Below are 26140 nucleotides of genomic sequence, written 5' to 3'. Positions count from 1 at the left end.
CACCTCCCGAATCTCGCGACACCGCGCATCCGGCGTCACCGTCGTGCCTGCTCCGGACCCTACCGGGTGGGGTGGTCCGGCGACCGACCGTGAAGGTCCGACCGGGCCGGACGGTCCGCGTGCAGGCCCGGGTGCCCGGGTACGCCATCGACGACCGGTGGAGAGTCGAACAAGGAGGCACAGGCGTGGCCACCATGCGCGCAGTCCAGGTCCCGCAGGCGGGCGGTGCTCTCGAGCTCGTCGAGCGCGACGTGCCCACCCCCGGCCGCGGCGAGGTCCGTGTCCGCGTGCAGGCCTGCGGGGTCTGTCACAGCGACATGTTCGCCAAGGAGGGCGTCATGCCGGCGACGCCCTTCCCGATCGTCCCGGGCCACGAGGTGGTCGGGCTGGTCGACGAGGTCGGCGCCGACGTCCTCGGTGACTGGAACCCCGGCGACCGCGTCGGCGTGGGCTGGTTCGGGGGCGCCTGCCACCACTGCGACCCGTGCCGCCGCGGCGACTTCATCACCTGCGAGAACGGACGCATCCCCGGCGTGACCTTCGACGGCGGCTACGCCGAGGCCGTCGTCGTCCCGGCGGACGCACTGGCCCACGTGCCCGACGAGCTCTCCCCCGAGGAGGCCGCCCCGCTCATGTGCGCGGGCGTGACGACGTACCACGCGCTGCGCTCCAGCCCGGCCCGTCCGGGCGACCGCGTCGCGGTCCAGGGCGTCGGCGGGCTGGGCCACCTCGGCATCCAGTTCGCCGCCCGCATGGGCTTCGAGGTCGTCGCGGTGTCGCGGGGGCGCGAGAAGGAGGACCTCGCCCGCGAGCTCGGAGCGCACCACTACGTCGACAGCGAGGCCGGCGACCCCGCCCGGGCGCTCGCCCAGATGGGCGGCGTCACCGTGGTGCTGGCCACCGCGACCAGCGGCGAGGCGATCTCCTCGCTCGTCGGCGGGCTGGACCGGCGCGGGCAGCTGCTCGTCGTCGGGGCCGCGGAGACCCCGCTGCAGGTCGACGCGATGAGCCTCATCGGGCCGGTCGCGAGCATCAACGGGCACGCCTCGGGCACCTCGATCGACTCCGAGGACACCCTGCGCTTCGCGCGACTCACCGACGTCCGCCCGATGATCGAGACGATGCCGCTCGAGAAGGCCGCGGAGGCCTACGACCGGATGATGGCGAACGACGCGCGGTTCCGGATGGTGCTGACCACGGGGCAGTGATCAGCGTAGGGCCGTGATCAGCGAGGGGCGGTGAAGCCCTGCGCGATCCGCGTGAACGCCCAGGGCTCCTGCTCGATGCCGCTGCAGTCGTCCGTCTCGTCCTCGGTGCCGGGGCAGGAGCCGTTGTCCCGGGCGAGCGCCCAGAAGCCGACGCCGCCGTAGCCGTTGCCGCGGGCGTCCTCGACGACGGCCTGCGCGTCCTCGGGCGTCGTCGTCATGTCCATGTCGTTGCGCCCGAGCATGAACGTGATCCCGGTGCGCCGTCGGACGTCGACGGGGTCGCTGCCCGGCCAGAGGGCCTCGAGCTGGCCGACGGCGGTGCGCGCGGCACCGGTCATGGCGTCCGCCCAGGCGCCCTCGTACGAGAAGTTCATGACCATGAGGTTCACGCGCGCGGCGACGCCGGCGGTCGTGGCCTCGCGGACGAGGTCGACGGCGTCGGCGCTCATGCCCTCGCTCACGCCGTCGATCTGCACGGTCAGCGTCACCCGCGTGCCGCGCTCGCGCTGGAGCAGGGCGAGGGCCTCGGCGATGCGGCGCGACGACACCTCGCGGCCGCTGTCGGTCTCGACGTCGACGTCGAGGTGGTCGGTGCCGACCGCGTCCAGCGCCGCGCCGTAGGCGCGCGCGAGCGACGGCGCGTCCGGGCAGGCCTTCTCGAGGTAGTCACCGAGCGCGCCGCCCGACGACACCGTCACCGTGCCGCCGCGCGACTTCAGGCCGGCCACCCGCGCCATCACGGCGGGGTCGGCCAGCGGGGTCGTGCCGCCCCAGGTCGGAGCGCACGAGCCGTCGGCCCCGGCGAGGACGAAGGCGAGCACCACGTCGGCGTGGCCGGTCGCGTCGGCCATGTCGGTCATGGTCGGCAGGGGCGGGGTGGTCAGGTCGACGTAGGGCGCCATCCCGACCGTCGGCAGCGGGCCCTCGGGAGCCGCCACACCGGGACGTCGCGGGGCGTCCGCCGACGCGCCCCCGGCCTCGACGACGTCGGCCAGCGCCGGCTCGGGCGTCGGCGTCTCGCCGGTGACCACCGGTGCGGTGATCAGGACCGCCACGAGGGTGGCGAGCAGGAAGGCCCGCAGCGACGGCCGGGTCGCGCTGCGGCGGGGCCGGCTCAGGTGTCCGCGCCGGCGTCGTTCGCGGCGTCGGCGGCGTCGGCGGCGTCGCCGTTCTGGGCGTTCTGGCCGTTCGGGGTGTCCGCGTCCGGCGCCGGATCGGCGCGGGCGGGAGCCTGCGGCACCACGGGGACCGGCGCGACGACGACCGGGCGCGGTGCGACGCGCGCCTTCGGGGTGGTCGAACGGGGCGTGCTGCGCGTGGTGGCGCGCGCGGAGCGGGTGGTGGTCGACGTCGCCGTCGGCTCGACCTCGGCGACGTTCTGCGCCGCGGGCCCCGGGATCGCGGTCGGCGCCGGCGGAGCCGTCGTCGGCGCCGGCAGCAGCGTCGGCGAGGAGGTCGGCCCGACCGGCCCGGCCACCGCGCCGACGGCCACGACGCCGACGTAGGACGCGCAGACGGCGGTCGCCAGGATCGCGGCGGTGCGCCAGCGGCGGGCCCGGCGCCCGGTGCGGTCGGCGAACACGGGTGCGGCCCCGGCGACCGGGACGGGGGCGGCGAGCGCGGTGGGGGCTGCGGGGGCGGCGGCCGCGGCCCGGCGGGCCGCGCGGTCCGGGTCGGGCGAGGCGCTGATCAGCGTCGTCGTCGCCCGCGCGGCGATCTCCTCCGGGTCGGAGCGACGGGCGGCGGGGCGCTTGACGCGCACGGGTGCGGGGCCGGCGGTGGTGTCGACCGGGGCGGCCGCCGTGGCCTGCGTCGCGCCGGTGGGCGGGAGCGGGCGGGGGACCGGGCCCTGCAGCGGGACGGCGTGTCCCGGCGCCTCCGCGTGGCGCGGGCGGGCGACGGCCCGTGTCGACGGGGTGTGGGGTTCGGGAGCCGGCCGGGGCGTGGGCAGCGCGGCGGCCTGCCGGGTCGCGGCCGCCGGGTCCGCCAGCAGGTCGGCCACGCGCGTCGGGTGTCGGGACTCGGTGTCGCGTCGCGAGGCTCCGGACTCCGGTCCGGCCGAGTGCCGTCCGCCCGTCACGGGCGCGGCGGTGGCAGGCCGCGCAGGCGCGGCGTGCCGCCCGGTGGGCGGCTGCGGTGCCCCTCCGTGTCGCATGGTGTCCCCGATCCGTGTGAGAGCCCCCCGACAGGGTGATCCGGGAGGATCATCGTCCGTCGACATCGTGTCGTTACCGGACGGAGACCGCCACGTGTGTGGTTCCGACGGGGGAAGCAGCCTCACTCGTCCGAAACGACGAAGGCCCCCATCCACACGGTGGAGGGGGCCTGCCTCACGAGGGGCGGGAGGCGGCGGGGTCGTCGGCGCCGGTGAAGGCGTGCCCGTCCGAGGGCGCCACGGGCGGGCCGAACAGCCCGGCCGCCTCGAGAGCCCGCCCGATGACGCGGTCGAACACCCGGGGCACGAGCCGGTAGAGCGCGACCATCGCACTGTTGCCGGGCCCGACGCTGTCGTCGCTGTGCCGGTCGCGCTCAGTGGCGGCGACGATCCTGCGGGCGACGGTGGCCGGGTCGAGGGCGGGCAGCGGCACGCGCGGCTGCCGACCGGTGCTGTTCGGCGACCGCGGGTAGAGCGGGGTGTCGACCGGGCCCGGATAGATCCCGTGCACCCGCAGCCCGGGCGCCGGCTCCTCCTGACGCAGGACGCGGATGAGGGCGCTCAGCGCGAACTTGCTCATGATGTAGGGCGCCTGCCACGGCACGGCGGCGTGCCCCAGCACCGAGCTGAGGATCACCAGGTGGCCGCCACGCTGCTCGCCGAAGACGGGCAGCAGCGCGCGGACGGTGTTCGCGGTACCGGTGACGTTGGTGGCGATGACGGCGTCGAACACGTCCGGGTCGATGTCGTCGAACCGGCCGAACGCCGTCTGGGCCGCGTCGAGGACGGCGACGTCGACGCGGCCGAACTGGTCGGTGGTGCGGCGGACCAGCGACTCGACCTGCTCCCGGTCGGCGATGTCGACGGGGATCGGCTCGACCGGCCCGGACCCGGCGGCCTCGCAGTGGCGCGCGGTGTCCTCGAGGGCCTCCGGTGAGCGGGCCGCGAGCACGAGGGAGGCGCCGCGCCGCGCGTAGGCCAGGGCGGTCTCGCGGCCGATGCCGCTCGAGGCGCCGGTGATCAGGACGACCTCGGGGGTGCTGCCCGCCGGCATCAGGCGGCCCTGCGCACGAGCTCGTCGTAGGCCTTCGGGTCGTCGCCGTCGAGCACCGGGAACCCGGCACCGGTGGTGCCCTGCTGGTGGAAGCTGATCCCGGGGTTGTGCTGGTCGGAGCCGTCGGACAGGAAGAAGTGCGGGCTGCCCGCGACGACGTCCCGGTCACGGAGGTACTGCGCCATCATCGGCCCACGGGCCCGGCCGTCGTCCAGTGCGGCGCGCAGCTCGTCGGTGTCGACGGCCTCGCAGCCGTCGGCGATGGCGAGGATCTCGTGCCGCATGCTGACGCAGCGGCTGTCCCGCCAGAACGCGAGGCGCAGGGCCATGTCGAGCTGCTCGGCCGCGGCCGGGGACTGCGCGCGGGCCGCGTGCACGGCCTCGTTGGCCGGCAGCGAGGTCACCGGCCAGGCCGAGAGGTCACCCTGCCAGGGCGTGATGTCCAGATCGGGCTCGAGCGGACCCACCACGGGCTTCTCGGGCTCGATGATGCTGCTGGTCAGCGGCGTCCGGTTGACGTCCTCGAGGAGGAACAGGCGCAGGTCGACCTCGAGCTGGTCGTCCAGTCCCGCCTCGTGGCGGGCGCGGTAGAAGCGGTGGAGGGCGACGGTGGACCAACCGCACATGACGTCGGTGTAGACCACGATCGTCCCGTCCGGGACCTCGATGCGGGACACGGGACCTCCGGGGCGGTTCCGGGGAGGGGGGTCGGACACCGCGCTGGGAGTGGACGGTCGACCGGAGCACGGCGAGGCTCGGATCGCCTCGCGCCGTCGTCGCCTACCCGGCCCGCGACGGCGGACAAACGGACGCCCGCTGTGACGGGAACTGCCACGACCGCCACATCCGCGTCGTCGACGCCACCACCGGCGACCTCGTCCGCGAACCGCTCCTCGCCCCGGCCGGACCCCGGGACGCAGAAAACCCCGAACCCGTGAGGGTCCGGGGCTGTGCGGATGTCGCGAGACATCACAGCGTCGGGGTGGCGGGATTCGAACCCACGGCCTCCTCGTCCCGAACGAGGCGCGCTACCAAGCTGCGCCACACCCCGGAGGCGATCGCGCAGTGGGAACTCTACCCGTTGGCCCCCGACCGGGCGGACGGGGGCCGTCCCCCGCGCTCGTCAGCGGTGGCCGGCGTCGACGAGGGCGGGGTGGGGCGGGGCACGAGGTCGAGCAGGGTGGCCTCGGGACGGCACGAGAACCGCGCCGGGGCGTACGGCGAGGTGCCGAGACCCGCCGAGACGTGCAGGCGCATGTGGGAGCCCCAGCGCGAGGCGCCGCGGGCGCGGGAGCGGTCGACGCCGCAGTTGGTGATGATCGCGCCGTACCCGGGCAGCCGCAGCTGGCCGCCGTGGGTGTGGCCCGCGAGCACGAGGTCGTAGCCGTCGGCGGCGAACGCGTCGAGCACCCGGGGCTCGGGGGAGTGGCTGAGCCCGAGGCGCAGGTCGTAGGGCTCGTCGGCCGGGCCCGCGATGCGGTCGTAGTCGTCGCGGCCGATGTGCGGGTCGTCGACGCCGCCGATCGCGAGGCGGAGTCCGTTCACGGTGAGCGTGTGCCGGGCGTGGGTGGCGTCGAGCCAGCCGTGCTCGAGGAACGCGGCGCGCAGGTCGCGCCACGGCAGCTCGGGTCCGAGGACCCGGTGCTGGGGGTTGACGAGGTAGTGCGCGGGGTTCTTCGGCTTCGGCCCGTGGTAGTCGTTGCTGCCCCACACCACGACGCCGGGCTTGTCGAGCAGGCTCCCCAGCGCGCGCAGCACCTCGGGCACGGCGCGCCGGTGGGAGAGGTTGTCACCGGTGTTCACCACGAGGTCCGGCTCGAGCTCCGCGAGCCCCTCGACGAACCGTTGCTCGAGGCGCTGGCCGGGCCGCAGGTGCAGGTCGCTGACGTGCAGCACGCGCAGCGTCCGCCCGGCGGCGGTGACCGGGTCGAGGACCTCGAGGCGAGCCCGGCGCAGCGCGAACCAGTGCCGCTCGACCCCGACCGCGTAGCCCAGTCCGAGGGCCCCGGCGGCGGTCACGCCCGCGGCCGCGCGCAGGGCCGTCCCCGCGATCGTCGTCCCGCTCATCCGCCGCCTCCCGTCGCTCCGGTGTTCGCTCCCCCCGCCAAGGGTGGCGGGCCGCTCGGCGGCGTCGGGGGCGAGGGCACGGTCCCGTTGGAGACCTGCAGCGTCACGACCTGGTCGGGGAGGACCGAGCCGCGCGGGTTCTGCCCGACGACCGTGCCGGCCGGGGCACGGTTGCCCACCTGCGTCTGCGCGACCTGGAAGCCGGCGTCGCGCAGCTCCTCGGTGGCCTCGTCGACCTGCTCGCCGACGACCTCGGGCACCTGCTCGTTGGTGCCGCCCTGCAGGTAGCGCGGGCTCGTCGGGGGCAGAGGCGCGACCGGCAGCGGGGCGAACAACGGGTTCATGGCCTTGAACCAGGTGCGGGCCGGGGTGGTGCCGCCGAAGAGGTTGCCGTCACCGCACGGGAACGGCGGGTTCTCGCCACCGCCGTCGCAGAGCGTCCGGGGCGACGACGAATCGTCGAAGGTGATCACCAAGCCGGCGTACTGCGTGTTGAAGCCGAGGAAGGCGGCCGACCGGTTGTTCTGGGTCGTCCCGGTCTTGCCGGACAGGGGGCGGTTCCAGCCGTTCGCGGCGGCCGCGGCGGCGGCGGTGCCGCCGGGCTGGTCGTCCTTGCTCAGCCCGGTCATCAGGGTGTCGGCCAGCGCCGGGTCGACGACCTGCTCGCAGGGCTGCTCGACGACCGGTACGGGCGCCCCGCTCGAGTCCGTGATCGATTCGATCGGCGTGGGTGGGCACCACATCCCGCTCGAGGCGAGGGTGGCCCCGACGTTGGCGAGCTCGAGGGGACTGGTCGGCGTGACACCGAGGGTGAACGAGCCCTGGTTCTGCTCGCGGGCGGTGTCGGCGATCGACGACCCGTCCGGCCCGGGCTCCGCGAGGGAGCGCAGGCCGAGGCGGACCGCCATGTCCACCACCGGCGGGACGCCGGTGGTCTCCATGAGCTTCACGAACCCCGTGTTCGGCGACTGGGCCAGCGCGTCGGTCATGCTCAGGAACGGGGCGAGCCCCTCCTCGGCGTTGCGCACCGGGAACGGGTTCCCGGCGCCGTCGCGGTAGATCGGCGACGCGTAACCGTCGGGCGGGATCGGCATCTGGTAGTTGATGCCCAGCCCCTCCTCGAGGGCGGCGGCCGCAGTGAAAATCTTGTACGTCGAGCCGGCGCCGAGGTTCACCGGTTCCCACGGGAGGCCGTAGCTGGTCTGCAGGGCGTCGCCGTCCACGCCGAAGATACGGTTCGCGCCCATGGCCACGACGCGGTGGCGGTCACGTCCGGGCTGGACCGTGGACATGACGTCGGCGACGTTGCGCTGCTGCGCGGGCACCTCGTCGTTCAGCGCCTGCTGCATGGCGTTCATGGCGTTGCGGTCGAGCGTGGTGCGGATCGTGTAGCCGCCGCGGTTGATCTGCTCGGACGAGATGCCGGACTCGCCGAGGTAGTCGACGACGTACTTGCAGAAGAACGCGGCGTTGCCGGCGCCGATGCACCCGTTGGGCGGCGTGGCCAGCGGCTCGACGATGCCGAGCGGGGAGGCGACGGCCTCCTGCGCCTGCTGCTGGGTGATCATGCCCTGGCCCAGCATCTGGTTGATGACCTCGTTGCGCCGGCCGGTGGCGGCCTGCGGGTGCCGGGTCGGGTCGAACTGGGTGGTCGACTGCACCATGCCGGCCAGCAGCGCGGCCTGCGGCACCGTGAGCCGCTCGGGCGTGGTGTTGAAGTACGTGCGCGCCGCCGCGGCCACGCCGTAGGAGTTGTTGCCCAGGAAGACGATGTTGAGGTACCGCTCGAGGACCTCGTCCTTGGCCTCCTGCTTGGTGCGCCCGGACGCGAGCTGGCGCTCGAGCTGCAGGGCGACGCGCACCTCGCGCAGCTTGCGGGCGTAGGTCGGCTCCGTGGCCTCGAGGCGCTCCGACTCGGTCTGCGCCGTGACGTAGAGCTGGTAGTTCTTGATGTACTGCTGCGTGAGCGTCGAGGCGCCCTGCTGCGTGGAGCCCGCGGTCTGGTTGGTCACCAGCGCGCGCAGCGTGCCGGTCCAGTCGACCCCGTCGTGCTCGTAGAACCGGCGGTCCTCGATCGCGACGATCGCGCCGCGCATGGCGGGCGACATCTGCTGCAGCGAGACCGGCGTGCGGTTCTGCTCGTAGAGGTAGGCGATCGGCGCGCCCTGGTTGTCGGTGACCGTCGAGACCCCGGGCAGCTGGCCGGCCGCGAGGTCCGACGACGTGGCGTTGACCGTGTCGCTGGCGTCGTTGGAGATCAGCCCCATCGCGCCCGCGAACGGGAAGGTCATGCCCGCGACGATCACGCCCGCCACCAGGCAGATCGCCAGGAGCTTCGTGATCGGTCGCACCTTCGCACCGATGTTCCGTTCGCCCCTCGCCACGACGGTGAGGGTACGCGGTGGGGCGTGAACGACCTGTCGGCGCGGCCCGCGCGTCGGTGCCGCGCGACGGTGCGCAGTGGATCCCGTTGTGACGGGAACCGTGCGCCCATACAGTGCGTCAGACCCCAGTGACGGGCAGGGCGCGCCCGGGGACGGATCCGGCGCGCGCACGTGTGGCGCACCTGCGGGGAGGTGTGTCCGCGGACGAGGCGCCCGCACGGGGACACGAGGGTGGGGACACGACGTGACAGGTGAGTCGGTGCCGTTCGTGACGGCGAGCTCGGCGACCTCGTTCGACTGGCGGCACTCCGCGCGCTGCCGCGACGACGACCCGGAGACCTTGTTCGTCCAGGGCGCGCAGCAGCGCGACGCCCGCGAGGTGTGCAAGGCCTGCCCGGTGCGCACGGAGTGCCTCGCGCACGCGCTGGACAACCGCATCCGGTTCGGCGTGTGGGGCGGGATGACCGAGCGCGAGCGCCGGGCCCTGCTCAAGCGCCGGCCCGACGTGATCTCGTGGGCGGCCCTGCTCGAGTCGGCCCGCCGGGCGGCGCTCGCGAGCCCGCCGGCCGACCCGGACGCTCCCGCCCGCACGCGCCGTGCGCCGGCCCGCCCTGCCGCGCCGGCCCGTCCCGCCGCGGGCGGGACGCAGCGCCACGTCGGCTAGGACGCCAGGCGGCGGCCGATCTCGCGCAGACCGTCGAGGTCGTGCACGTCGGTGCTCATCGCGGGCACGTCGATGATCGGCACCGTGGGGTGCGCGCGGGTGAAGCGCCCGAGGACGCGGCGCTCCCGCTCGGCGGTCTCGACGCGGTCGGCGTGCAGGCGCAGCACGGCCGCGGCCAGCTCGTCGCCGCGCGCCGACTCCAGGGTCTCGGCGCCCTCCCGGGCCCGCGCGCCCGAGAGCGTCGCGTGCACCGGGTGGGTGCGGTTGAGCACGAGGCCGGCGAGCGGCATGCGCTCCGACGACAGGCGCTCGACGAAGTAGCTCGCCTCGCGCAGGGCGTCGGGCTCCGGGGCGGCGACCACGACGAACGAGGTGCCCGGGGCCCGCAGCAGCTGGTAGGTCGCGTTCGCGCGCTCCTGGAAGCCGCCGAAGAGCGTGTCGAAGGCCTGCACGAACGCCGAGGCGTCGGCCAGCATCTGCCCACCGAGGATCGTCGAGACGGCCTTGGCGAACAGGCTGAACGTCGAGCCGACGATCTTGCGCAGGGCGCTCCCGCCGGCCCGGGCCGGTGCGGAGAGCAGCCGGATCATGCGCCCGTCGAGGAACGACGAGAGCCGCTGCGGGGCGTCGAGGAAGTCCAGGGCCGACCGTGACGGCGGGGTGTCGACGACGATGAGGTCCCAGGCGCCGGTGCTGGAGAGCTGGCCCAGCTTCTCCATGGCCATGTACTCCTGCGTCCCGGAGAACGAGGTGGAGATGGTCTGGTAGAAGGGGTTGTCGAAGATCGCCTGCGCGCGGTCGGGCGTGGTGTGACCGGAGACCATCTCGTCGAAGGTCCGACGCATGTCCAGCATCATCGCCTGCAGCTCGCCGTCACCCCGGTCGGCGGTGTTGCGTAGCGCGCCGGGCACGTTCCGCGGCTCGTTGTCGAGCTCCTCGAGGCCCAGCGACTGGGCGAGCCTGCGGGCCGGGTCGATGGTCAGCACGACCACCCGGCGGCCCTGCTCGGCGGCGCGCAGGGCCAGCGCGGCGGCGGTGGTGGTCTTGCCGACCCCGCCCGAGCCGCAGCAGACGAGCACCTTGGTGTCGCGGTCGGCGAGCAGCCCGTCGAGGTCGAGGTGGCGGGGACGTCCCCCGCGGGTCCCGGCGGCGTCGGTCCGGTCGGCGGCCATCAGCGCACCCCCTGCTCGCGCAGCAGCTCGGCCAGCTCGTAGATGCCGCCCAGGTCGACGCCCTCGGTGAGCTCGGGGAGCTCCAGCTGGGGCAGGCCGGCCGCGGTGAGGCGCGAGCGCACCGCGGACTCGATCTGCACCCGCTCGGCGTGCTCGACGGTCTCGCTGACCAGCCCGTCCACCTCCTCGTCCTTCAGGAACAGCCCGGCGGCCTCCAGCCCCGAGCGCAGCCCGGAGCCCAGCCCCGCGCCGGTCGCCGCCCCGGTCAGCGCCGTGGCGGGCAGGCGCGAGGGGCGGATGCGGTTGACCAGCACCGCCCCGGTGGGCAGGCCGGCCTCGGCGAGCTCGTCGACGGTGTCGAGCGTCTCCTGCACCGGCAGGTCCTCGAGCTGGGTGACGAGGTGGATCGCGGTGCGCGAGGAGTGCAGCAGCTCCACCACGCCCTCGCTCTGGGTGTGGATCGGGCCGGTGCGCGCGAGCGAGCCCATCGCCTTGGTGACGTCGAGGAACTTCACGATGCGTCCCGTCGGCGGCGCGTCGAGCACGACGGCGTCGTAGAGCGGCACACGGCGTCCCCCGCGGCGGTCCTCGCCGACGGTGCGCCCGACGCACTCCTTGACCTTCCCGGACAGCAGCACGTCCCGGAGGCCCGGCGCCAGCGTCGTCGCGAACTCGATCGCACCCATCCGCCGCAGCGTCCGGCCGGCGAGGCCGAGGTTGTAGAACATCTCGAGGTACTCGAGCAGGGCCGCCTCGGCGTCCACCGACAGCCCGCGGACCTCGCCGCCGTCGGGGGCGACGGCGATGCGCTGCTCGGCGTACGGCAGCGGCGGGGTGTCGAAGACCTGGGCGATGCCCTGCCGGCCCTCCACCTCGACGAGCAGGGTGCGGCGCCCGCCCGCGGCGAGCGCGAGGGCCAGTGCGGCGGCGAGCGTCGTCTTGCCCGTGCCGCCCTTGCCGCTCACCACGTGGAGCCGGGCCTCGGCGAGGGCGGCGGGCCAGCGCTGATCGGTCACGCCGTCCACCCTAGGCCCGGTCCCGCGCACTCGCGGGCGGCGCGGACGGGGTCCGGGTCACAGCGGTGTCGGGGGCCTTCTCTACCCTCGCCCACATGAGTGCGGATGCCGTGAAGTGGGAGTACGCGACGGTTCCGTTGCTGACCCACGCCACCAAGCAGATCCTCGACCAGTGGGGTGAGGACGGCTGGGAGCTGGTCACCGTGCTGCCCGGGCCCACCGGTGAGCAGCTCGTGGCCTACCTGAAGAAGCCGCGGGCGTGACCGGGCCCCGGGAGCGGCTGCAGGAGCTCGGGCTCGAGCTCCCGGCGGTGGCCGCCCCGAAGGGCGTCTACGTGCCCGCCCGCCGGACGGGCGACCAGGTCTGGACCTCGGGGCAGCTGCCGCTCGTCGGCGGGGAGCTACCGGCCACCGGACTGGTCGGCGCCGAGGTCGATCCGGACGACGCCGCGGCGTACGCCCGGATCGCCGCGCTCAACGCGCTGGCGGCCATCGACGCCCTCGTGGGGCTCGAGGCCATCCACTCCGTGGTCAAGGTCGTCGGCTACGTGGCGTCCGCGCCCGGGTTCGGCGGTCAGCCGCAGGTGGTCAACGGGGCGTCCGAACTCCTGGGTGCCGTGTTCGGCCGAGCGGGCGAACACGCCCGCTCGGCGATCGGAGTGGCGGCGCTGCCGCTGGGGGCCCCGGTCGAGGTTGAGGTCGTCGTCGACCTCACGTGAGCTGGGTTCCGGGCCCTCCGACACCACGGGCGGCCCGGTCGGATCGCCGCAGGGTGGATCGGAGCACAGAGCGTGGACCAGAACGGGACCGTCTCCTCGTCGGCGGACGAGGCCGAGCAGGCGTGTCACGACGTCCTGCTGGCGATGGCCGGTCGGCTGCCGGACCGCCTGCTGTGGCGTCTGCGCGACTGGCTGTCCAGCGGCGCCCACGTCGCCCTGCGCACCGCGCTCCCGCGTGCCCTCCTGCGTCACCGCATCGGCGTCTCCGAGGACGAGCGCGCGCGCCTGCGCACGGCGGTGCTGGCCTGGGGCGGGCCGGCGCGGCTGGTCGACGCCGTCCTGCACGTCGACGCGGCGCCCGAGCCGACGGCCGGCTTCGTCGAGCCGGGCCGCGGTCCCGGGTGGGACGACACCGACCTGGTGCTGCGCGCCCTCGCGCCCGTGGCCGGCGGCGTCACCGCGGTCCGCCGTGCGTGGCGCCACGGGTCGGGCGCGCCGGTGCGCGTGGTGCTCGTTGACGCCCCGGTGGACGCCGCCACCGGCGGCCGGGCGGCCCTGACCGGGGCGTTGCAGCGCGCGCTGCGCGCCCGGGGCGAGTCCGACCCGTGTGTCGAGGTGCTCGGCCCGACGATCGTCCCCACGCCTTACCACCGGGCCGCGCTCGCCGCGGCCGAGGTGCTGTGGCGCCGCGGCACCGACCGCGTCCCGCCCGCCCGCGCCGGGCTCGGCGCGGAGGCCGGCGAGCTGGTGGGCCATGGCTGAGCGCGACATGACCGGGGAGGAGCGCGCGGAGCGTCTTGGTCTCCCGGCCGACCTGGCCGGGCCCGACCTGGCCGGACCTGACCTGGACGGTTCGACCCCGACCGATCCCGACGCGTCGGCGGGTCTCGCCCGTCGTCGGGCCGACGACCCCTCGCGGATCGGGCGGCTCGGCTTGGGCTTCGCCGGCGACCTCGCCGGTCTCGCCGGCGGAGCCGGGGACCTCGCGAACCTGCCGCCCTGGTCGGTCCGCGACGACAGCGCGGGCGAGCGCCCCGACCGCGACCCGGTGGCGCTGGCCGCCTGGCGCCGCGTCGCCGAGCGGCGTCGTCTGCGTGCCGGCGCCGAGCCGGTCGGCGCGGGGATGGAGGTCGTGGACGACATCCCGGCCGCCGACGTGCCGGACGTCGTGCGGGCCGAGGTCGTCGGCGACCTCGCCGACGACGACCGTGTCGAGCAGTCGGCCTGGACCGAGGGAGCGGGGCACCACATGGCGGGCGACCGGGCGGAGGTCCCGGTCGACGAGGACGCCGTGGATGCCGTGGACCCCGTGGCGGACCCCGTGGCGGACCCCGTGGCGGACCCCGTGGCCGGGGCTCCGGTCGATCACGACGACGCCGAGACCTCCGACGGGTTCGTGAACGAGATCCGTCCGGACGAGGTCCCTCCCGCCGACGTCCCCACCGAGGCCCCGACCGACGAGCCCGCCGCGCCGGCCGCCTCGACGTCCGAGGGCCGGCCGGAGGGCGGGCCTCCGCCCGCTCGCGGTCCCGGAGCCCCGGCGGCACGCGGTGGCCGCGATCCCCGCCCCGGCACGCCCCCGACCGCCCGTCCCGACCAGGGCGGGCGGCACGACGTGCTGCTCTCGCTCGCGGGGCGGATCGACGACGACGCACTGTCGTCGGTGCGCGAGCTGGTCGCCGTGGAGGACGACGCCGCGGCGGCCGAGCTGCTCGGTGGCTGCCTACTGGCCGCCGGCGCCGGGGTCACCGCGCGCGAGCACGCGGTGCTCGGGCGCTGGTTCGCCGCGTCGCGCGTCGACCCGGAGCTCGTCGACGTCCTGCCACGCGACCCCGAGGCCGATCGGCGCGAGGAGCACCGGTTCACGCCCGACCCCCCGGCGTCCGCGCGGGCGTCCGGCTCGTCCCGCGACGCCGGCGAGGCCGTCGCCCGCGCCGCCGCGCGGCTGCCCGGGGTGCAGCGCGTGCGCCAGTGCTGGCGCACCACCCCGGCCGGTTCCGCGCCGGGGCCGGTGCCGCACCGGGTCGTGCTGGTGGAGACCCACTCCGCCGACGATTGCGAGCACGTCGCGCACCACGTCGCGCACGCCGCCCGCGAGCTGGGTGCGGTGTCGGTCGAGGTCTTCGCCGCGGGCGCCGAGCTGCCCGCCTACCACCGGGCGGCCGTCCGCGTGGCGCGCCCGCTCGGTGCCGCGCCGTCCGCGTCCTCCCCGGTGTCCGAGACCGCACCGCTGGGCCCGCCCGTCGGGGCGCCCCGCCCGACGCAGGGCCCCTCGCCCCGCCGTGCCGACGACGAGGTGCCGCCGTTCGGCGTGCCGGTGTCCGCGCCGCCGGCAGGGCCGCCGTCGTTCCTCACGGTGACCGGTCCCGACGACGCCGACGAACGCCGGCTCACCGAGCCCGCCCCCGAGGAGCGGTCCGGCGACGAGCAGTACCGCATCGTCGCCGCCGCGGGTCCCGATCCGCTCGAGCGCGAGCGCGCCCGGGAGCGCGACGTCGAGGCCGACGCCCCGGAGCCCGAGGTCCCGGCCGAGCCCGAGACGGTCGCCCCCGAGGAGCCCGCTCCCGTCGACCTCGACCCGGAGACGACCGCCGAGCGCATCGCGGCGCTGTGGCGCACCCCGCCGCCCGACGAGATCCTCTCCGACGAGCACCCCCTCTCCTCGTGGGCGGAGACGTCCCTCGGGGTCAGCTTCGGCCCGGATTCCGCGGACCCGCTCGCCGGCTCGTCGGCGATCGCCGGTCCGACGCCGTCCGGGCCGTCGGTCGACCCGGACGCCGCCACCGGCGAGTTCCCCGCCGTCGCCGGCCCGGCGACCCCGGCCGGCGGCGTCGACGCGCCCGCCACGAACGGCGTCGACCTGCCGGGGGCGAACGGGGAGGCGCGTGTCCGGCGTGCCCGGCACAGCCGCAGCGAGACCGGCGAGTTCGAGGCGCCCATCGTCGACACCCCAGCCCCGCCCTCGCCGACCCCGCCGGCGCGCACCAACGGCCACCACCACGGCTCCGAGCGCCCCGACACGTCCGGGGACGCGGTCACCGGGCCGGTCCAGCGACCCGCCGACGCCCCGGGCGCGCCGTCGGCCCCCACCCCGCCGTCGACCCCCACCCCGCCGTCGGCTGCCCCGGTGGGGTCCTCCGGGCCCGACTCCGTCGACTCCCAGCTCTCCGACCGTGAACGGGAGCTGCTCGCCCGCCTGCACGAGGAGCTGGCGTCCCGCGAGCGACTCGAGGCCGACGCGCCCGACCCGCTGACGGGCCGCCCCGTGGCACCGCCGCCGGGTTCCGAGGACGCGACGGCACCCCGGCCGCGGCCCACGGGCCCGCACCCGGGACCGGGCCGCCCGCCGGGGCCACCGCAGCCCGGACCCGGGAGTGGCAACGGGCACCGTCCCGTCAACGGTCACGGTCTGCCCCCTCGCCGGGATCACGACGGCGAGGACGGGGCGTCGCCGGGCGCGTAGACCGTCCCGGCGACGAGGAGACGGCCCGACATCGCTCCTTCGTCGCGCTGTCCTCCCGTTCGCGCGCCTAGGGTGCCCCGGGTGACCACCGACCTCGTCGACCTGCCCCCGCGGTTCGGGATGGACCGGCCCGCCTTCGACGAGATCGGCAGCCGGCCGGCGGGCGAGCTGCGGCTCGCGGCGTCGGTGGTGCTCGCGCGCGACGCGGTCGCCGGCCCGGGTGTCGAGGTGTTCCTGCTCGAGCGCGCCGCCGAGATGGCGTTCGCCGCGGGCATGTCGGTCTTCCCGGGCGGCGGGCTCGACGCGGCCGACCGGGAGGCGCTGGCCGAGGGTCTGGTCGACGCCGACGCCGCCGAGGACGCCGCGCGCAGCTGGGACACGACGCCGGACGCCGCCGCGGCGCTGGTCGCGTGCGCCGTGCGCGAGACCTACGAGGAGACCGGCGTGCTGCTCGGAGGAGCCGCGCCGCCGGCCACCGGGACACGGGAGCGCCTGGTGGCGCGGGAGGTCGGCCTGCGAGCGGTCGTGGGCCATGTCGACGCCGCGGCAGTGCGCCCGTGGGCCCGCTGGATCACGCCCGAGGGGATGCCGCGTCGCTACGACACCGCCTTCTTCGTGGCCGGGGTGCCCGACGGCCAGGAGCCCGACGGCGCGACGACCGAGGCCGTCGGCGCCGGCTGGTGCGCGCCCGCGCAGGCTCTCCACGAGTGGGAGGACGGCGTGCGCGCGCTGATGCCGCCGACCTGGGCGGTGCTCAGCGAGCTCGCCGCCGCCGAGAGCGCCGCGGGGCTGCTCGACGCCGCCGCCGCCCGACGTCCGGAGCCCGTGACCCCGAGCTTCCGGCCCGAGGGCGAGCGCGTCGGGCTCGCCGTCCCGTCGCACGCGTTCGGGGTGGACCGGTGAGCGGCCGCCTCGTCCCCGGCCCCGCCGACGCGGCGCCGGCGCACCCCGCCTACGGGCTCCTGAGGACCGTCACGCAGGCCGCGGCGGTGGTCCTGGCGGAGAACCCGTCACCGATGACCCTGGACGGCACCAACACCTGGATCCTGCGCGCCCCCGGGCAGGCCGGCTGCGTCGTCGTCGACCCCGGCCCGGAGGACCCGGCGCACCTCGACCGGCTCGAGGCCTGCGGGCCCGTCGAGCTCGTGGTGCTGACCCACCGCCACCTCGACCACACCGAGGCCGCGCGGACGTTCGCCGAGCGGGTCTCCGCCCCGGTCCGTGCGCTCGACCCGACGCTGACCCTCGGCGCCGAGGGCCTCGCCGCGGGCGAACGCCTGGCCGTCGCGGGGCTCGACCTGCGCGTGCTGGTGACGCCGGGGCACACCGACGACTCGCTGTGCCTGGTGGCCGACGACGACGGCAGCGTCCTGACCGGCGACACCGTCCTGGGTCGCGGCACCACCGTGCTCGGGGACTACGAGGGCGCGCTCACCGACTACCTCGACTCCCTGCGCCGGCTCGCCGAGCTCCCCGAGGGCACGACGCTCCTGCCCGGGCACGGACCGGACCTCGCCGACGCCGGCGAGACCGCGCGCCAGTACCTGCAGCACCGCGAGCAGCGGCTCGACCAGGTGCGCGCCGCCCTGGACGAACTCGGGCCGGAGCCCACGCCCCGTCAGGTCGTGGAGATCGTCTACGCGGACGTCGACGAGAAGCTCTGGCCGGCGGCCGACCAGTCGGTGGCCGCGCAGCTCGAGCACCTGCGCCGAGTGGATTAGCGGGTCAGCGGGCCCCCCCGCCGGCGATCTGCCCGTACCGCGACGCAGGAGCGGGACGGGATGTCGCTTCGGCGGGTCAGCGGGCCCGTCGCGCCAGGCGGTCCGGCTCGAGGATCAGCACGCTCTTGCCCTCGAGGCGCAGCCAGCCGCGGGCGGCGAAGTCGGCGAGCGCCTTGTTGACCGTCTCTCGGGAGGCGCCGACGAGCTGGGCGATCTCCTCCTGCGTCAGGTCGTGGGTGACGCGCAGGAGACCGGCCTCCTGCGACCCGAAGCGCTGCGCGAGCTGCAGCAGCGCCTTGGCCACACGGCCCGGGACGTCGGTGAAGATGAGGTCGGCGAGCAGGTTGTTGGTGCGGCGCAGGCGCCGGGCCACCACGCGCAGCAGCTGCTCGGCGATCTCGGGTCGCTGGGCGATCCACTCGCGGAGCGCGTTGCGGTCCATCGTGTAGGCGCGCACGTCGGTGACCGTCGTGGCGGTGGAGGTCCGCGGGCCCGGGTCGAAGATCGAGAGCTCGCCGAACATGTCGGACGGGCCGAAGATCGACAGCAGGTTCTCGCGGCCGTCCGGTGACCGCCGGCCGATCTTCACCTTGCCGGTCGAGACGATGTAGAGCCGATCCCCGGGCTCGCCCTCGTTGAAGATCACCGTGCCGCGTGGGAACTCCACGCGCTCGAGGGACTCCGTGAGCACCTCGATGGCGGCGGGGTCCACCCCCTGGAAGATCCCGGCCCGCGCCAGTACCTCGTCCACCGTCCGCTCCTCAACGACTCTCGCTCTACCGCGCGCGTCCATCGGGTCACCGACCCCCGTCCGCACCTCTGTGTCACCAGTCACGTCCGCCGCAGCATAGTCACGTCCCTCGCCGTGATCACGCCACGCGACACCTTGGAACTCACCGCATCGGGGCTGATCGCCGATTTCACGGTCTCTGTTCCCCCGATCGGACCATCATAGTCCAGAGATCCGGCGGCGTCGCTGCCGTGCGTGAGCGTCAGGCCCGTTCCTTGGTTCGCCGGGGCCCGCCCCGTTTGCCGAGGTTGCGGAGCCGGAACATCTGGAGGGCCCCGCCGATCCCCTGGCGGAACAGCGCCTTGACCTCGTCGGGCCGGGCGCGCTCGAGGAAGTCCTCGACCTCGTCCTCGCGCACGGTGCCGGAGCGCAGGCGGGTCTCGAGACGCTCCATACCGAGCGCGAAGACCATCACCAGCAGCGGGATGAGGATGGCGAGCCAGGCGGTCATGGTGTGGGCATCGTCGCGCACCGGTGAAGGCCGTCGGGCATCGGGGTCGACCCGGCGTGTCGCGGGCGCCGTGCCCCCGACCTCCGGCGCCGGGGCGCGTCCTACCCTGGGTGGGTGAGCAGGGCTGCGCGCGCCACGGGCGAGGAGAGTCGTCTCGCCCTGGTGCGGCGGGCGCGACGGATGGACCGCGATCTCGCGATCGCCCACCCCGACGCGCACGCCGAGCTGGACTTCACCTCGCCGCTCGAGCTGCTCGTCGCCACCGTGCTCTCGGCGCAGACCACCGACGTGACGGTCAACCGCGTCACCCCGGGGCTCTTCGCCCGCTATCCGGACGCGGCGGCGTTCGCGGCCGCGGACCGCACGGAGCTCGAGGAGATCCTGCGTCCGACCGGCTTCTTCCGGGCGAAGGCCGAGTCGGTGACGAAGCTCGGCGCGGCGCTCGTCGAGCGCTACGACGGCGTCGTGCCCGGGCGCCTGGAGGACCTCGTCACGCTGCCCGGCGTCGGGCGCAAGACGGCCAACGTCGTGCTCGGCAACGCCTTCGGCGTCCCCGGCATCACCGTCGACACCCACTTCGGGCGCCTGGCCCGCCGCTTCGCCTGGACCACGTCCGAGGATCCGGTGCAGGTGGAGAAGGAGGTGGGCGAGCTCATCCCGCGCAAGGACTGGACGATGCTCTCCCACCGGCTGATCTTCCACGGCCGCCGCGTCTGCCACGCCAAGAAGCCGGCCTGCGGGGCCTGCACGCTGCGCCGCGACTGCCCGTCGTCGCAGACCGGTGAGACCGACCCCGTGAAGGCCGCCAAGCTGATCAAGGGGCCGGACGCCGACCACCTGCTGTCCCTCGTCGGCCTCGAGCGGTGACCCGCGCCGAGATCCGGGCCACCCTCGTGGTCGTGGTGCTGGCCGTGGTCGGCGTGATCGCGTTGTGGCCCCGGGACACGGGGTCCTCGCTGCCGGGGGCCACCGACCCGAGCTCCGTGCTCCAGCCCGCCCCGGCCGCCGGGAGCGACGATCCCGGTGCCGTCGCCTCCGCCCGCGCGTCGGCGGCGCTGGCACCCTGCCCGGAGCCGGTGCCGGGCGCGGCGCCCGTCGCCGCGCTCGCGGGCGTGACGCTGGAGTGCCTCGGGGCGCCGGGTCCGGTCGACCTCGCCACGGCCCTGGCCGGGCGGGACACGCTGGTGAACCTCTGGGCGTCGTGGTGCGCGCCGTGCCGCGACGAGATCCCCGCGCTGGAGGCCTACACGGCGCAGCCGGGCGCGGTGGCGGTGCTGGGCGTCGACGCCGCGGACCGCACGACGACCGCCCTCGCGCTGATGGAGAGCCTCGGCGCCCGCTACCCGTCGGTGAGCGACCCCGCGCAGGTCGTCGGGCCGAAGCTCGGCGCGCCGCCGATCCTGCCCGCGAGCGTGCTCGTACGCGCCGACGGCTCCGTGGTCGACATCCCGCCGCAGGTGCTGCGCACCCCCGAGCAGGTGCGCGCCGCGGTCGACGCCGCCCGGGGCGGTGCCGGGTGACCGACACCGACTCCGGCACCCACCCCGACGCCGCCCCCGACTGGCTCGCCCCGCTCGTGGCGGCGTGCCGGCGCCTCGGGCCCGACGACGTGCCGTTCCGGCGACGCATCGCCGGGACGGCGCCGAACGGGCGCAGCGCCGCGGTGCTCATGCTGTTCGCCGGCCCCGGGGACGCGCCCGAGCTGCTGCTCACCGAGCGCGCCGCCGAGATGCGCGCGCACGCGGGCCAGGCCGCGTTCCCCGGCGGGACGATCGACCCCACCGACGCCGGCCCCGTCGCCGCCGCGCTGCGCGAGGCGAACGAGGAGACCGGCCTCGATCCCGACGGCGTCGTCCCCCTGGTGACGCTGCCGCCGCTGACGATCCCGGTCACCGGGTTCGCCGTGACGCCCGTGCTCGCGCACTGGGCGCGGCCCGTGCCGGTGCGGGTCGTCGACCAGGGCGAGACCGCCGCGGTGGTCCGCGTGCCGGTCGCCGCGCTCACCGATCCGGCGGCGCGGTTCCTCGTCACCGGTCCGTCCGGGTACGTGGGTCCCGCGTTCGCCGCAGGAGGACTGCTCGTCTGGGGCTTCACGGCGGGCCTGGTGGACTGGATGCTCACCCTGGCCGGGTGGGCGAGACCCTGGGACCGTTCCGATGTGCGCGACCTCGACGAGGTGTGGGCGCAGCGGCACGACCTGAGCGCAGGGACGACTGCGTGGAAGTCCGGGCACGCCGCGCCGAGCAGGCCGGACGCGGCCGCCGAAGGAGGTCCGATCCGGTGAGCTGGGTCGATGTCGTCGTCGTGTTGCTCGCGATCGCCGCGGGCATCTCGGGCTGGCGCCATGGTCTCGCCGTCGCGGCGCTGAGCTTCCTCGGCGTGCTCGGCGGCGCGCTGCTGGGGCTGAAGATCGCTCCTGCGCTGGTCGACAACTTCGAGGGGACGACGTCGAAGATCGTCGTCAGCGTGCTGCTGGTCGTCGCGCTCGTCGCGCTGGGCGAGACGCTCGGGGTCTACCTCGGGCGCGCGCTGCGCGACCGGATGCGCCTGCCGGCCGTGCGCACCGTCGACTCGGCCTTCGGCTCGGTGCTGCAGGCGATCACCGCGCTCATCGTCGCCTGGCTCATCGCGCTGCCGCTGGCGAGCTCGTCGGAGACGGCGCTCGCGTCCTCCCTGCGCGACTCGCGGGTGCTGGCCGGCGTCGACTCGGTGATGCCCGCCCCGCTGCGCGCGCTGCCCTCCGAGCTGCGGGCCCTGTTCGACGCCTCGGGCTTCCCGGACGTCCTGAGCCCCTTCTCGTCCACCCCGATCGCCGAGGTGCCGCCGCCGGAGCAGGCGCTCGTCGAGGACCCCGTGGTGCAGCAGGCCCGCGCCAGCGTGCTCAAGGTGCGCGGGCGGGCCCCGTCGTGCCAACGGGCGCTCGAGGGCACCGGGTTCGTCGTCGGCGAGGACCGGGTCATGACCAACGCGCACGTGGTGGCGGGCACCGACGAGGTCTCGGTCGAGGTCCCGACCTCCGACGGCGACTCCCGCACCCGCCCCGCCCGCGTCGTCTACTACGACGACGAGGTCGACGTCGCCGTCCTCGCGGTGCCCGGGCTCGACGCGGACCCGCTGGACTTCGACTTCGCGGGCGCCGAGACCGGCGACAACGCCGTGGCGCTCGGCTACCCGCTGGACGGCCCGTTCTCGTCCTCGCCGGCGAAGGTGCGCCAGCGCATCCAGCTGCGCGGCCCGAACATCTACGAGAGCGAAACCGTCACCCGCGACGTCTACACGATCCGCGGGCAGGTGCGCTCGGGGAACTCCGGAGGCCCGCTGGTCGATCCCCAGGGCCGCGTCATCGGCGTCGTCTTCGGTGCGGCGGTCGACCAGGGCGACACCGGCTTCGTGCTCACCGCCGACCAGGTGCGCCCGGCCCTCGACGCCTCGCTGGGCGCCACCGGCCGCGTCAGCACGGGGTCCTGCGCGGCATAGGTCGGTGTCAGCGGCCGATGTCAGCCGCCGGTGTCAGCCTGGGGGCCATCTGCTGACGATCTAATGCAGCACGCCGATAGGGTCAGGAAAGGCCCCACAATCACTCGTCCAGGAAGTCCAGCAGTGCGTCGGTGACGTGCTGGGGCGCCTCCTGGTGGGGGAAGTGCCCCACGCCGGCGAGCGTCCGGTGCACGTGCCCGGCGTCGCACCAGCGCGCCGAGGCGCGGGCGACGCGGTCGGGCACCCAGGGATCGGCCTCGCCGTGGATCTGGAGCACCGGCACCGTCACGCGGCGGGCCATCGCGGCCGCGTAGCGCGCCCCGTCGGGCCGGAACTGCGAGCGCACGCACCAGCGGAAGCCCTCCAGCGCCGTGTGCGAGACGCGGGGGGTCAGCATCGCGGCCCGGTGGCGGTCGGCGACCTCGGCGAACTCCGGCGCCGACGCCCACCCGTCGCCCGAACCCGCGCGCAGGAGCTCGGCGACCCAGGCGGCGTCGTCACGGCGGAGCCGTCGCTCGGGCAGACGCGGGGGCTGCAGCGACGCGACCACGCGCACCGCCGGCCCCCACGGACGGCGACGCGCGGCGTCGCGCACGACCCGGGGGTGCGGCGCCGCGACGACCGCGATCCGGGAGACGACGCCGGGACGCAGCGTCGCGAGCGTCCAGGCGACCGCCCCGCCCCACCCGGCGCCGACGATCGTCGCCTCGCGCGCCCCCAGCGAACGGACGAGGCCGGCGGCGTCACCGGCGAGGGTCCACAGGTCGTAGCCGCGGGGCGGGCGGTCGGACTCGCCGTAGCCGCGCAGGTCGGCGGCGGCGACCCGGTACCCGGCGGTGGCGAGGGCCGGGAGCTGGTGGCGCCAGGCCCACCAGAACCCGGGGAAGCCGTGCAGCAGGAGCACCAGCGGCCCGGACTCCGGGCCCGCCTCGGCGACGTGCAGCTGCACGCCGTTCGCCGAGACGGTGCGGTGGATCCAGGGCCCGGGAATCTCGACGGCGGGCCCTGCGGCAGTGCTCAGGCGGGTGCTCAGGCGGCGTCGGAGCGGCCGCGGTTGAAGACCGCGACCGACTCCTTGGCCGACTCGATCGTCCGCTCCGGCGCCTTGATCTTGCGGACCTTGAGATAGCCGAGCAGACCCATGAGGCCGGCGAACAGGATCATGAGACCGAACGTCACGGCGTAGCCGGCCCACTGCTGGGTCGGCCAGATGAGGTTGAAGGCCTCGGACACCGCGATGAAGAGGAAGAACAGGCTGAACAGGGCGACGACGCCGGCGACGACGAAGAAGACGCTGCCCTGCACGCCCTTCTTGACCTCGGCCGTGATCTCGGTCTTGGCCAGCTCGACCTCGGCGCGCACGAGGGTCGAGACGTGGGTCGTGACCTCCTTGACCAGCGAGCCGACGGAGGCGTCGCCGTCCTGCCGGACGGGCTCGGCGTTCAGGGGGATCGAGGGCACGACCGGCGGGGCGGACGAGCCGCTGGCCGGCTGCTCGGGGCGGGTCACGGGCGCTCCTGCGTGGGTCGGTCGCTCGGGGTGGGGTCGGCGAGCGGGTGCTGAGGTCGGTCATCGTGCCACGTCACCGGGTGTGCGCCGCGCTCCACGGCGCGCCGCCGGCTGATCACTTCTCGGCCCGGTCTTCCCCCTGACCGCCCGCGGTACTCAACGCGTTCCCCCGTTGGGGGTCACTCCCCGTTCGGTCGGCGGCGCAGTTCCTTCACCGCGCCCTGCCGGCGCTTGGCCTCCAGACGCCTGCGACGGGCGGAACGGGACGGTGACGTGGGACGACGCGCCGGTGGGGGCGGCGCCAGCGCGTCGCGGAGGATCGCGGCCAGGCGCTGGCGGGCGGCACGGCGGTTGCGTCGCTGGGAGCGGTCGTCGGAGGCGACGACGGTGAGGACACCGTCGTGCAGGCGCCCGGCGAGCCGATCGAGGAGCCGGGTGCGGTCCTCGTCACGCAGTGGCGCGCCCACCGGATCCACCGAGCGCAGGTCCACCGAGAGCTCGACCCGTGAGTCGGTGGTGTTCACGCCCTGTCCGCCGGGCCCACCCGCACGGGAGAAGCGCCAGTGCAGATCGGCGGCCGACAGCACGACGTCGCCGGTCGGCTGCATCCCGACCAGGATGCCCGGATCAGCTGCGCGGGCCCACCGGGAGCACGGTGCGGCCCCACGTGGCGTTGGTGACGACCGCGGCCGAGGCGTACCAGGCGATCAGCGCGCTGAGCAGCCCGACGAAACCACCGGCGGTCGCGATCGCGTCGACGCCGGTGAGGTCACCGACGGCCAGCAGCGTGAACGTGAGGAACAGCGTCGCGAACACACCCACCAGCGCGCCGGTGGTCCGCAGCGAGGCGAACAGCATGTAGAGCGTGAAGATCGCCCAGCCGACGAGGAAGATCCCCGTCGCCGTCTTCACCTGGGCCTCGGTGACGCCGGAGGCCAGCATCTCGGGCTCGATGAACTGGACGTAGGCCGCGAAGGCCAGCCAGAACGCGCCGTAGGACGCGAAGGCCGTCGCGCCGAACGTGTTGGCCTTGCGGAACTCCCACATCCCGGCGAGGAACTGGGCGAGACCGCCGTAGAAGAGGGCGAGGGGCAGCACCAGCGGCTCGAGCGCCTCGGGGGCGAGCCCGGCGTTGAACAGGCTCAGCGTGAAGGTCGTCAGGGCGAAGGCCGCGAGACCGAGTGGTCCCGGGTCCGCGAAGCTCGGAGTGGACTCCGCGGGCCCGGGGCTCGGCGCCGGCCGCGCGGTGCGCTCCTCGGTGGTGCTCGACATAAGTCGCTCCTCTCGGGTGGCCCCACGGTCGCTGTGGTGCCGATCACGTGGTCCACCTACTGCCCGGTTTCGGGAACCGGATATGCGGACTGCCCCGACCGGACCGATACAGGTCCGTTCGGCGGTTGCCACCCGGGCCGTTCGGCCGCGAGGGGTGGGCTGCGACGCGGCCGGGCGACGGGGTGCTGCGACGATCGGCGCCGTGGCCGACCCGCTGGAGCCCCTGACCCGCCTGCCCGGCGTCGCCGCGGACGCCGACGCCGTCCGCGAGGCGCTGACGAGGGTGCACAACCACCGCGCGAACCGGCGCGGGTGGCCCGCGACGGCCGCCGAGGCGTCCGTGCGCGCGGCCCGTGCGTCGTCGAGCCTGGACGGCGGGTCGGCCGAGCTGCCCGACGACGGCCGGGTCACCGACCCCGTCCTCGCCGGCGCCCTGCGGGTCGCCGAGGACCTCGACGGGCTGCTGGCGGCCTGGCGCTCGGCGCCCCGCCAGGCGCTCGCGCGGCTGCACATGCTCGCCGCCGCCGACCTGCCCGGGATCACCGACGACGACCTCGGCAGGCCCCGCCTCGACCGGGGTGTCGGCGAGCGCCTCGACGGGCTCGCGGGGCTGGTCACCGGAGGTACCTCGGTGCCGGCGCCGGTGCTCGTCGCGGTCGTGCACGGCGAGCTCCTGACCCTCGCGCCCTTCCCGACGGCGGGAGGTGTCGTGGCGCGCGCCGCCGCCCGGCTGACCGCGGTCGCCACCGGCCTCGATCCCAAGGGCCTCGCGGTCCCGGAGGTCGGCCACTACCGGGCGGAGACCGAGTACCGCGAGGCCGCCGCGGCCTTCGCCACCGGCTCGCCGGAGGGGTTGGCCCGCTGGTTCACCCACTGCGCCGAGGCCTGGCAGGTCGGCGCGCGCGAGGGGCTCGGTATCGCGGAGGCGGCGCAGCCCGCCTGATCTCGCTCCTGACCCCCGGCGGCGCCGGACCGCCGGCCGGACGCTGCGGCTAGGGCGTCCGGACGCCTTCGGCTCC

At 75.5% G+C, this 26140-nt stretch carries 27 protein-coding genes and 1 tRNA gene; 13 read left to right on the top strand and 15 right to left on the bottom strand.

Features of this window, described 5'->3' with window-relative positions:
- The first annotated feature begins 194 nt into the window (after window positions 1–194).
- A complete protein-coding gene (locus PH191_RS24630) occupies window positions 195–1208 on the top strand; it encodes an alcohol dehydrogenase (protein ID WP_274197392.1) in 1014 nt (337 codons plus the stop codon).
- A gap of 17 nt (window positions 1209–1225) precedes the next feature.
- Here the strand turns inward: PH191_RS24630 and PH191_RS24625 are convergent, their stop codons facing one another.
- The 7 genes from PH191_RS24625 to PH191_RS24595 all read right to left on the bottom strand — a co-directional run bounded on the left by PH191_RS24625 (window position 1226) and on the right by PH191_RS24595 (window position 8868).
- Window positions 1226–2263, bottom strand: coding sequence for a glycoside hydrolase family 18 protein (locus PH191_RS24625; RefSeq protein WP_274197268.1), 1038 nt, complete (start codon window positions 2261–2263; stop codon window positions 1226–1228).
- Between the two features lie 59 nt (window positions 2264–2322).
- A complete protein-coding gene (locus PH191_RS24620) occupies window positions 2323–3210 on the bottom strand; it encodes a hypothetical protein (RefSeq protein WP_274197267.1) in 888 nt (295 codons plus the stop codon).
- 328 nt (window positions 3211–3538) lie between these two features.
- A complete protein-coding gene (locus tag PH191_RS24615; RefSeq protein WP_274197266.1) occupies window positions 3539–4417 on the bottom strand; it encodes an SDR family NAD(P)-dependent oxidoreductase in 879 nt (292 codons plus the stop codon).
- Window positions 4417–5094 (bottom strand): DsbA family oxidoreductase, encoded by a 678-nt coding sequence (locus PH191_RS24610; protein ID WP_274197265.1) that lies wholly within the window; start codon window positions 5092–5094, stop codon window positions 4417–4419. Before PH191_RS24610 ends, PH191_RS24615 begins: the two co-directional genes overlap by 1 nt.
- 300 nt (window positions 5095–5394) lie before the next feature.
- A tRNA-Pro gene (locus PH191_RS24605) sits at window positions 5395–5468 on the bottom strand.
- A 23-nt stretch (window positions 5469–5491) separates the two neighbouring features.
- On the bottom strand, window positions 5492–6484 hold the full coding sequence (locus tag PH191_RS24600; protein WP_274197264.1) for a metallophosphoesterase: 993 nt from the start codon (window positions 6482–6484) through the stop codon (window positions 5492–5494).
- On the bottom strand, window positions 6481–8868 hold the full coding sequence (locus PH191_RS24595) for a penicillin-binding protein (RefSeq protein WP_337994096.1): 2388 nt from the start codon (window positions 8866–8868) through the stop codon (window positions 6481–6483). The genes PH191_RS24600 and PH191_RS24595 overlap by 4 nt, the downstream gene beginning before the upstream one ends.
- Window positions 8869–9136: 268 nt before the next feature.
- Between PH191_RS24595 and PH191_RS24590 the strand changes: the two genes are divergently transcribed.
- Window positions 9137–9532, top strand: coding sequence for a WhiB family transcriptional regulator (locus PH191_RS24590; protein WP_274197390.1), 396 nt, complete (start codon window positions 9137–9139; stop codon window positions 9530–9532).
- Here PH191_RS24590 and bagB read toward each other — a convergent pair.
- The gene (gene bagB / locus PH191_RS24585) at window positions 9529–10704 is read right to left on the bottom strand and encodes an ATPase BagB (RefSeq protein ID WP_274197263.1); all 1176 of its coding nucleotides are present in this window, start codon (window positions 10702–10704) and stop codon (window positions 9529–9531) included. The two genes, PH191_RS24590 and bagB, sit on opposite strands and share 4 nt — an antisense overlap.
- On the bottom strand, window positions 10704–11720 hold the full coding sequence (gene bagA, locus PH191_RS24580; RefSeq protein ID WP_274197262.1) for an ATPase BagA: 1017 nt from the start codon (window positions 11718–11720) through the stop codon (window positions 10704–10706). Before bagA ends, bagB begins: the two co-directional genes overlap by 1 nt.
- Before the next feature lie 95 nt (window positions 11721–11815).
- Between bagA and PH191_RS24575 the strand changes: the two genes are divergently transcribed.
- The 6 genes from PH191_RS24575 (at window position 11816) to PH191_RS24550 (ending at window position 17622) form a co-directional block, all read left to right on the top strand.
- Window positions 11816–11983, top strand: a complete 168-nt coding sequence (locus tag PH191_RS24575; protein WP_274188644.1) for a Sp36 family protein — start codon at window positions 11816–11818, stop codon at window positions 11981–11983.
- Entirely contained in the window at window positions 11980–12438 is a 459-nt protein-coding gene (locus PH191_RS24570; RefSeq protein ID WP_274197261.1) for a RidA family protein, read from the top strand. The genes PH191_RS24575 and PH191_RS24570 overlap by 4 nt, the downstream gene beginning before the upstream one ends.
- A 72-nt stretch (window positions 12439–12510) precedes the next feature.
- Entirely contained in the window at window positions 12511–13200 is a 690-nt protein-coding gene (locus tag PH191_RS24565) for a hypothetical protein (RefSeq protein WP_274197260.1), read from the top strand.
- Window positions 13193–15901 carry a hypothetical protein gene (locus PH191_RS24560; RefSeq protein ID WP_274197259.1) on the top strand — a complete coding sequence of 903 codons (2709 nt, stop codon included), beginning with the start codon at window positions 13193–13195 and terminating at the stop codon, window positions 15899–15901. Before PH191_RS24565 ends, PH191_RS24560 begins: the two co-directional genes overlap by 8 nt.
- An 81-nt stretch (window positions 15902–15982) precedes the next feature.
- Window positions 15983–16804 carry an NUDIX hydrolase gene (locus PH191_RS24555; RefSeq protein ID WP_274197258.1) on the top strand — a complete coding sequence of 274 codons (822 nt, stop codon included), beginning with the start codon at window positions 15983–15985 and terminating at the stop codon, window positions 16802–16804.
- Window positions 16801–17622, top strand: a complete 822-nt coding sequence (locus PH191_RS24550) for an MBL fold metallo-hydrolase (protein ID WP_274197257.1) — start codon at window positions 16801–16803, stop codon at window positions 17620–17622. The genes PH191_RS24555 and PH191_RS24550 overlap by 4 nt, the downstream gene beginning before the upstream one ends.
- Before the next feature lie 76 nt (window positions 17623–17698).
- On the opposite strand, the gene PH191_RS24545 is transcribed toward PH191_RS24550, so the two are convergent.
- Entirely contained in the window at window positions 17699–18373 is a 675-nt protein-coding gene (locus PH191_RS24545) for a Crp/Fnr family transcriptional regulator (RefSeq protein WP_116708603.1), read from the bottom strand.
- A 241-nt stretch (window positions 18374–18614) separates the two neighbouring features.
- Window positions 18615–18863 (bottom strand): hypothetical protein, encoded by a 249-nt coding sequence (locus PH191_RS24540; RefSeq protein WP_274188638.1) that lies wholly within the window; start codon window positions 18861–18863, stop codon window positions 18615–18617.
- Window positions 18864–18977: 114 nt separating this feature from the next.
- On the opposite strand from PH191_RS24540, the gene nth reads away from it, so the two are divergent.
- The 4 genes from nth to PH191_RS24520 are packed head-to-tail and all read left to right on the top strand — an operon-like array spanning window position 18978 to window position 22340.
- The gene (gene nth / locus PH191_RS24535; protein WP_420791844.1) at window positions 18978–19730 is read left to right on the top strand and encodes an endonuclease III; all 753 of its coding nucleotides are present in this window, start codon (window positions 18978–18980) and stop codon (window positions 19728–19730) included.
- On the top strand, window positions 19727–20383 hold the full coding sequence (locus PH191_RS24530; RefSeq protein ID WP_274197256.1) for a TlpA family protein disulfide reductase: 657 nt from the start codon (window positions 19727–19729) through the stop codon (window positions 20381–20383). Before nth ends, PH191_RS24530 begins: the two co-directional genes overlap by 4 nt.
- A complete protein-coding gene (locus PH191_RS24525) occupies window positions 20380–21147 on the top strand; it encodes an NUDIX hydrolase (RefSeq protein WP_274197255.1) in 768 nt (255 codons plus the stop codon). Before PH191_RS24530 ends, PH191_RS24525 begins: the two co-directional genes overlap by 4 nt.
- The gene (locus PH191_RS24520; protein ID WP_274197254.1) at window positions 21144–22340 is read left to right on the top strand and encodes a MarP family serine protease; all 1197 of its coding nucleotides are present in this window, start codon (window positions 21144–21146) and stop codon (window positions 22338–22340) included. Before PH191_RS24525 ends, PH191_RS24520 begins: the two co-directional genes overlap by 4 nt.
- A 100-nt stretch (window positions 22341–22440) precedes the next feature.
- On the opposite strand, the gene PH191_RS24515 is transcribed toward PH191_RS24520, so the two are convergent.
- The 4 genes from PH191_RS24515 to PH191_RS24500 all read right to left on the bottom strand — a co-directional run bounded on the left by PH191_RS24515 (window position 22441) and on the right by PH191_RS24500 (window position 25121).
- Window positions 22441–23289 carry an alpha/beta fold hydrolase gene (locus tag PH191_RS24515; RefSeq protein WP_274197253.1) on the bottom strand — a complete coding sequence of 283 codons (849 nt, stop codon included), beginning with the start codon at window positions 23287–23289 and terminating at the stop codon, window positions 22441–22443.
- Between the two features lie 80 nt (window positions 23290–23369).
- The gene (locus tag PH191_RS24510; protein WP_274197252.1) at window positions 23370–23849 is read right to left on the bottom strand and encodes a phage holin family protein; all 480 of its coding nucleotides are present in this window, start codon (window positions 23847–23849) and stop codon (window positions 23370–23372) included.
- A gap of 179 nt (window positions 23850–24028) precedes the next feature.
- On the bottom strand, window positions 24029–24457 hold the full coding sequence (arfB, locus tag PH191_RS24505) for an alternative ribosome rescue aminoacyl-tRNA hydrolase ArfB (protein ID WP_274197251.1): 429 nt from the start codon (window positions 24455–24457) through the stop codon (window positions 24029–24031).
- A gap of 19 nt (window positions 24458–24476) precedes the next feature.
- Entirely contained in the window at window positions 24477–25121 is a 645-nt protein-coding gene (locus PH191_RS24500; protein ID WP_274197250.1) for an acetate uptake transporter, read from the bottom strand.
- 202 nt (window positions 25122–25323) lie between these two features.
- Here PH191_RS24500 and PH191_RS24495 point away from each other — a divergent pair, with 202 nt between their 5' ends.
- Window positions 25324–26064 carry an oxidoreductase gene (locus PH191_RS24495; protein WP_274197249.1) on the top strand — a complete coding sequence of 247 codons (741 nt, stop codon included), beginning with the start codon at window positions 25324–25326 and terminating at the stop codon, window positions 26062–26064.
- Window positions 26065–26140 lie beyond the last annotated feature (76 nt).

It is taken from the genome of Actinomycetospora callitridis, from assembly GCF_028737265.1.
Taxonomy (GTDB): domain Bacteria; phylum Actinomycetota; class Actinomycetes; order Mycobacteriales; family Pseudonocardiaceae; genus Actinomycetospora; species Actinomycetospora callitridis.
This window is presented reverse-complemented; position numbering and strand designations above follow the sequence as displayed.

Bases quoted from the DNA above. Each gene is read 5' to 3' on its own strand.
- PH191_RS24630 (WP_274197392.1), top strand. From the start codon at position 195: ATGCGCGCAGTCCAGGTCCCGCAGGCGGGCGGTGCTCTCGAGCTCGTC.
- PH191_RS24615 (WP_274197266.1), bottom strand. From the start codon at position 4,417: ATGCCGGCGGGCAGCACCCCCGAGGTCGTCCTGATCACCGGCGCCTCG.
- PH191_RS24600 (WP_274197264.1), bottom strand. From the start codon at position 6,484: ATGAGCGGGACGACGATCGCGGGGACGGCCCTGCGCGCGGCCGCGGGC.
- bagB (WP_274197263.1), bottom strand. From the start codon at position 10,704: ATGGCCGCCGACCGGACCGACGCCGCCGGGACCCGCGGGGGACGTCCC.
- PH191_RS24575 (WP_274188644.1), top strand. From the start codon at position 11,816: ATGAGTGCGGATGCCGTGAAGTGGGAGTACGCGACGGTTCCGTTGCTG.
- PH191_RS24560 (WP_274197259.1), top strand. From the start codon at position 13,193: ATGGCTGAGCGCGACATGACCGGGGAGGAGCGCGCGGAGCGTCTTGGT.
- PH191_RS24540 (WP_274188638.1), bottom strand. From the start codon at position 18,863: ATGACCGCCTGGCTCGCCATCCTCATCCCGCTGCTGGTGATGGTCTTC.
- arfB (WP_274197251.1), bottom strand. From the start codon at position 24,457: ATGCAGCCGACCGGCGACGTCGTGCTGTCGGCCGCCGATCTGCACTGG.
- PH191_RS24500 (WP_274197250.1), bottom strand. From the start codon at position 25,121: ATGTCGAGCACCACCGAGGAGCGCACCGCGCGGCCGGCGCCGAGCCCC.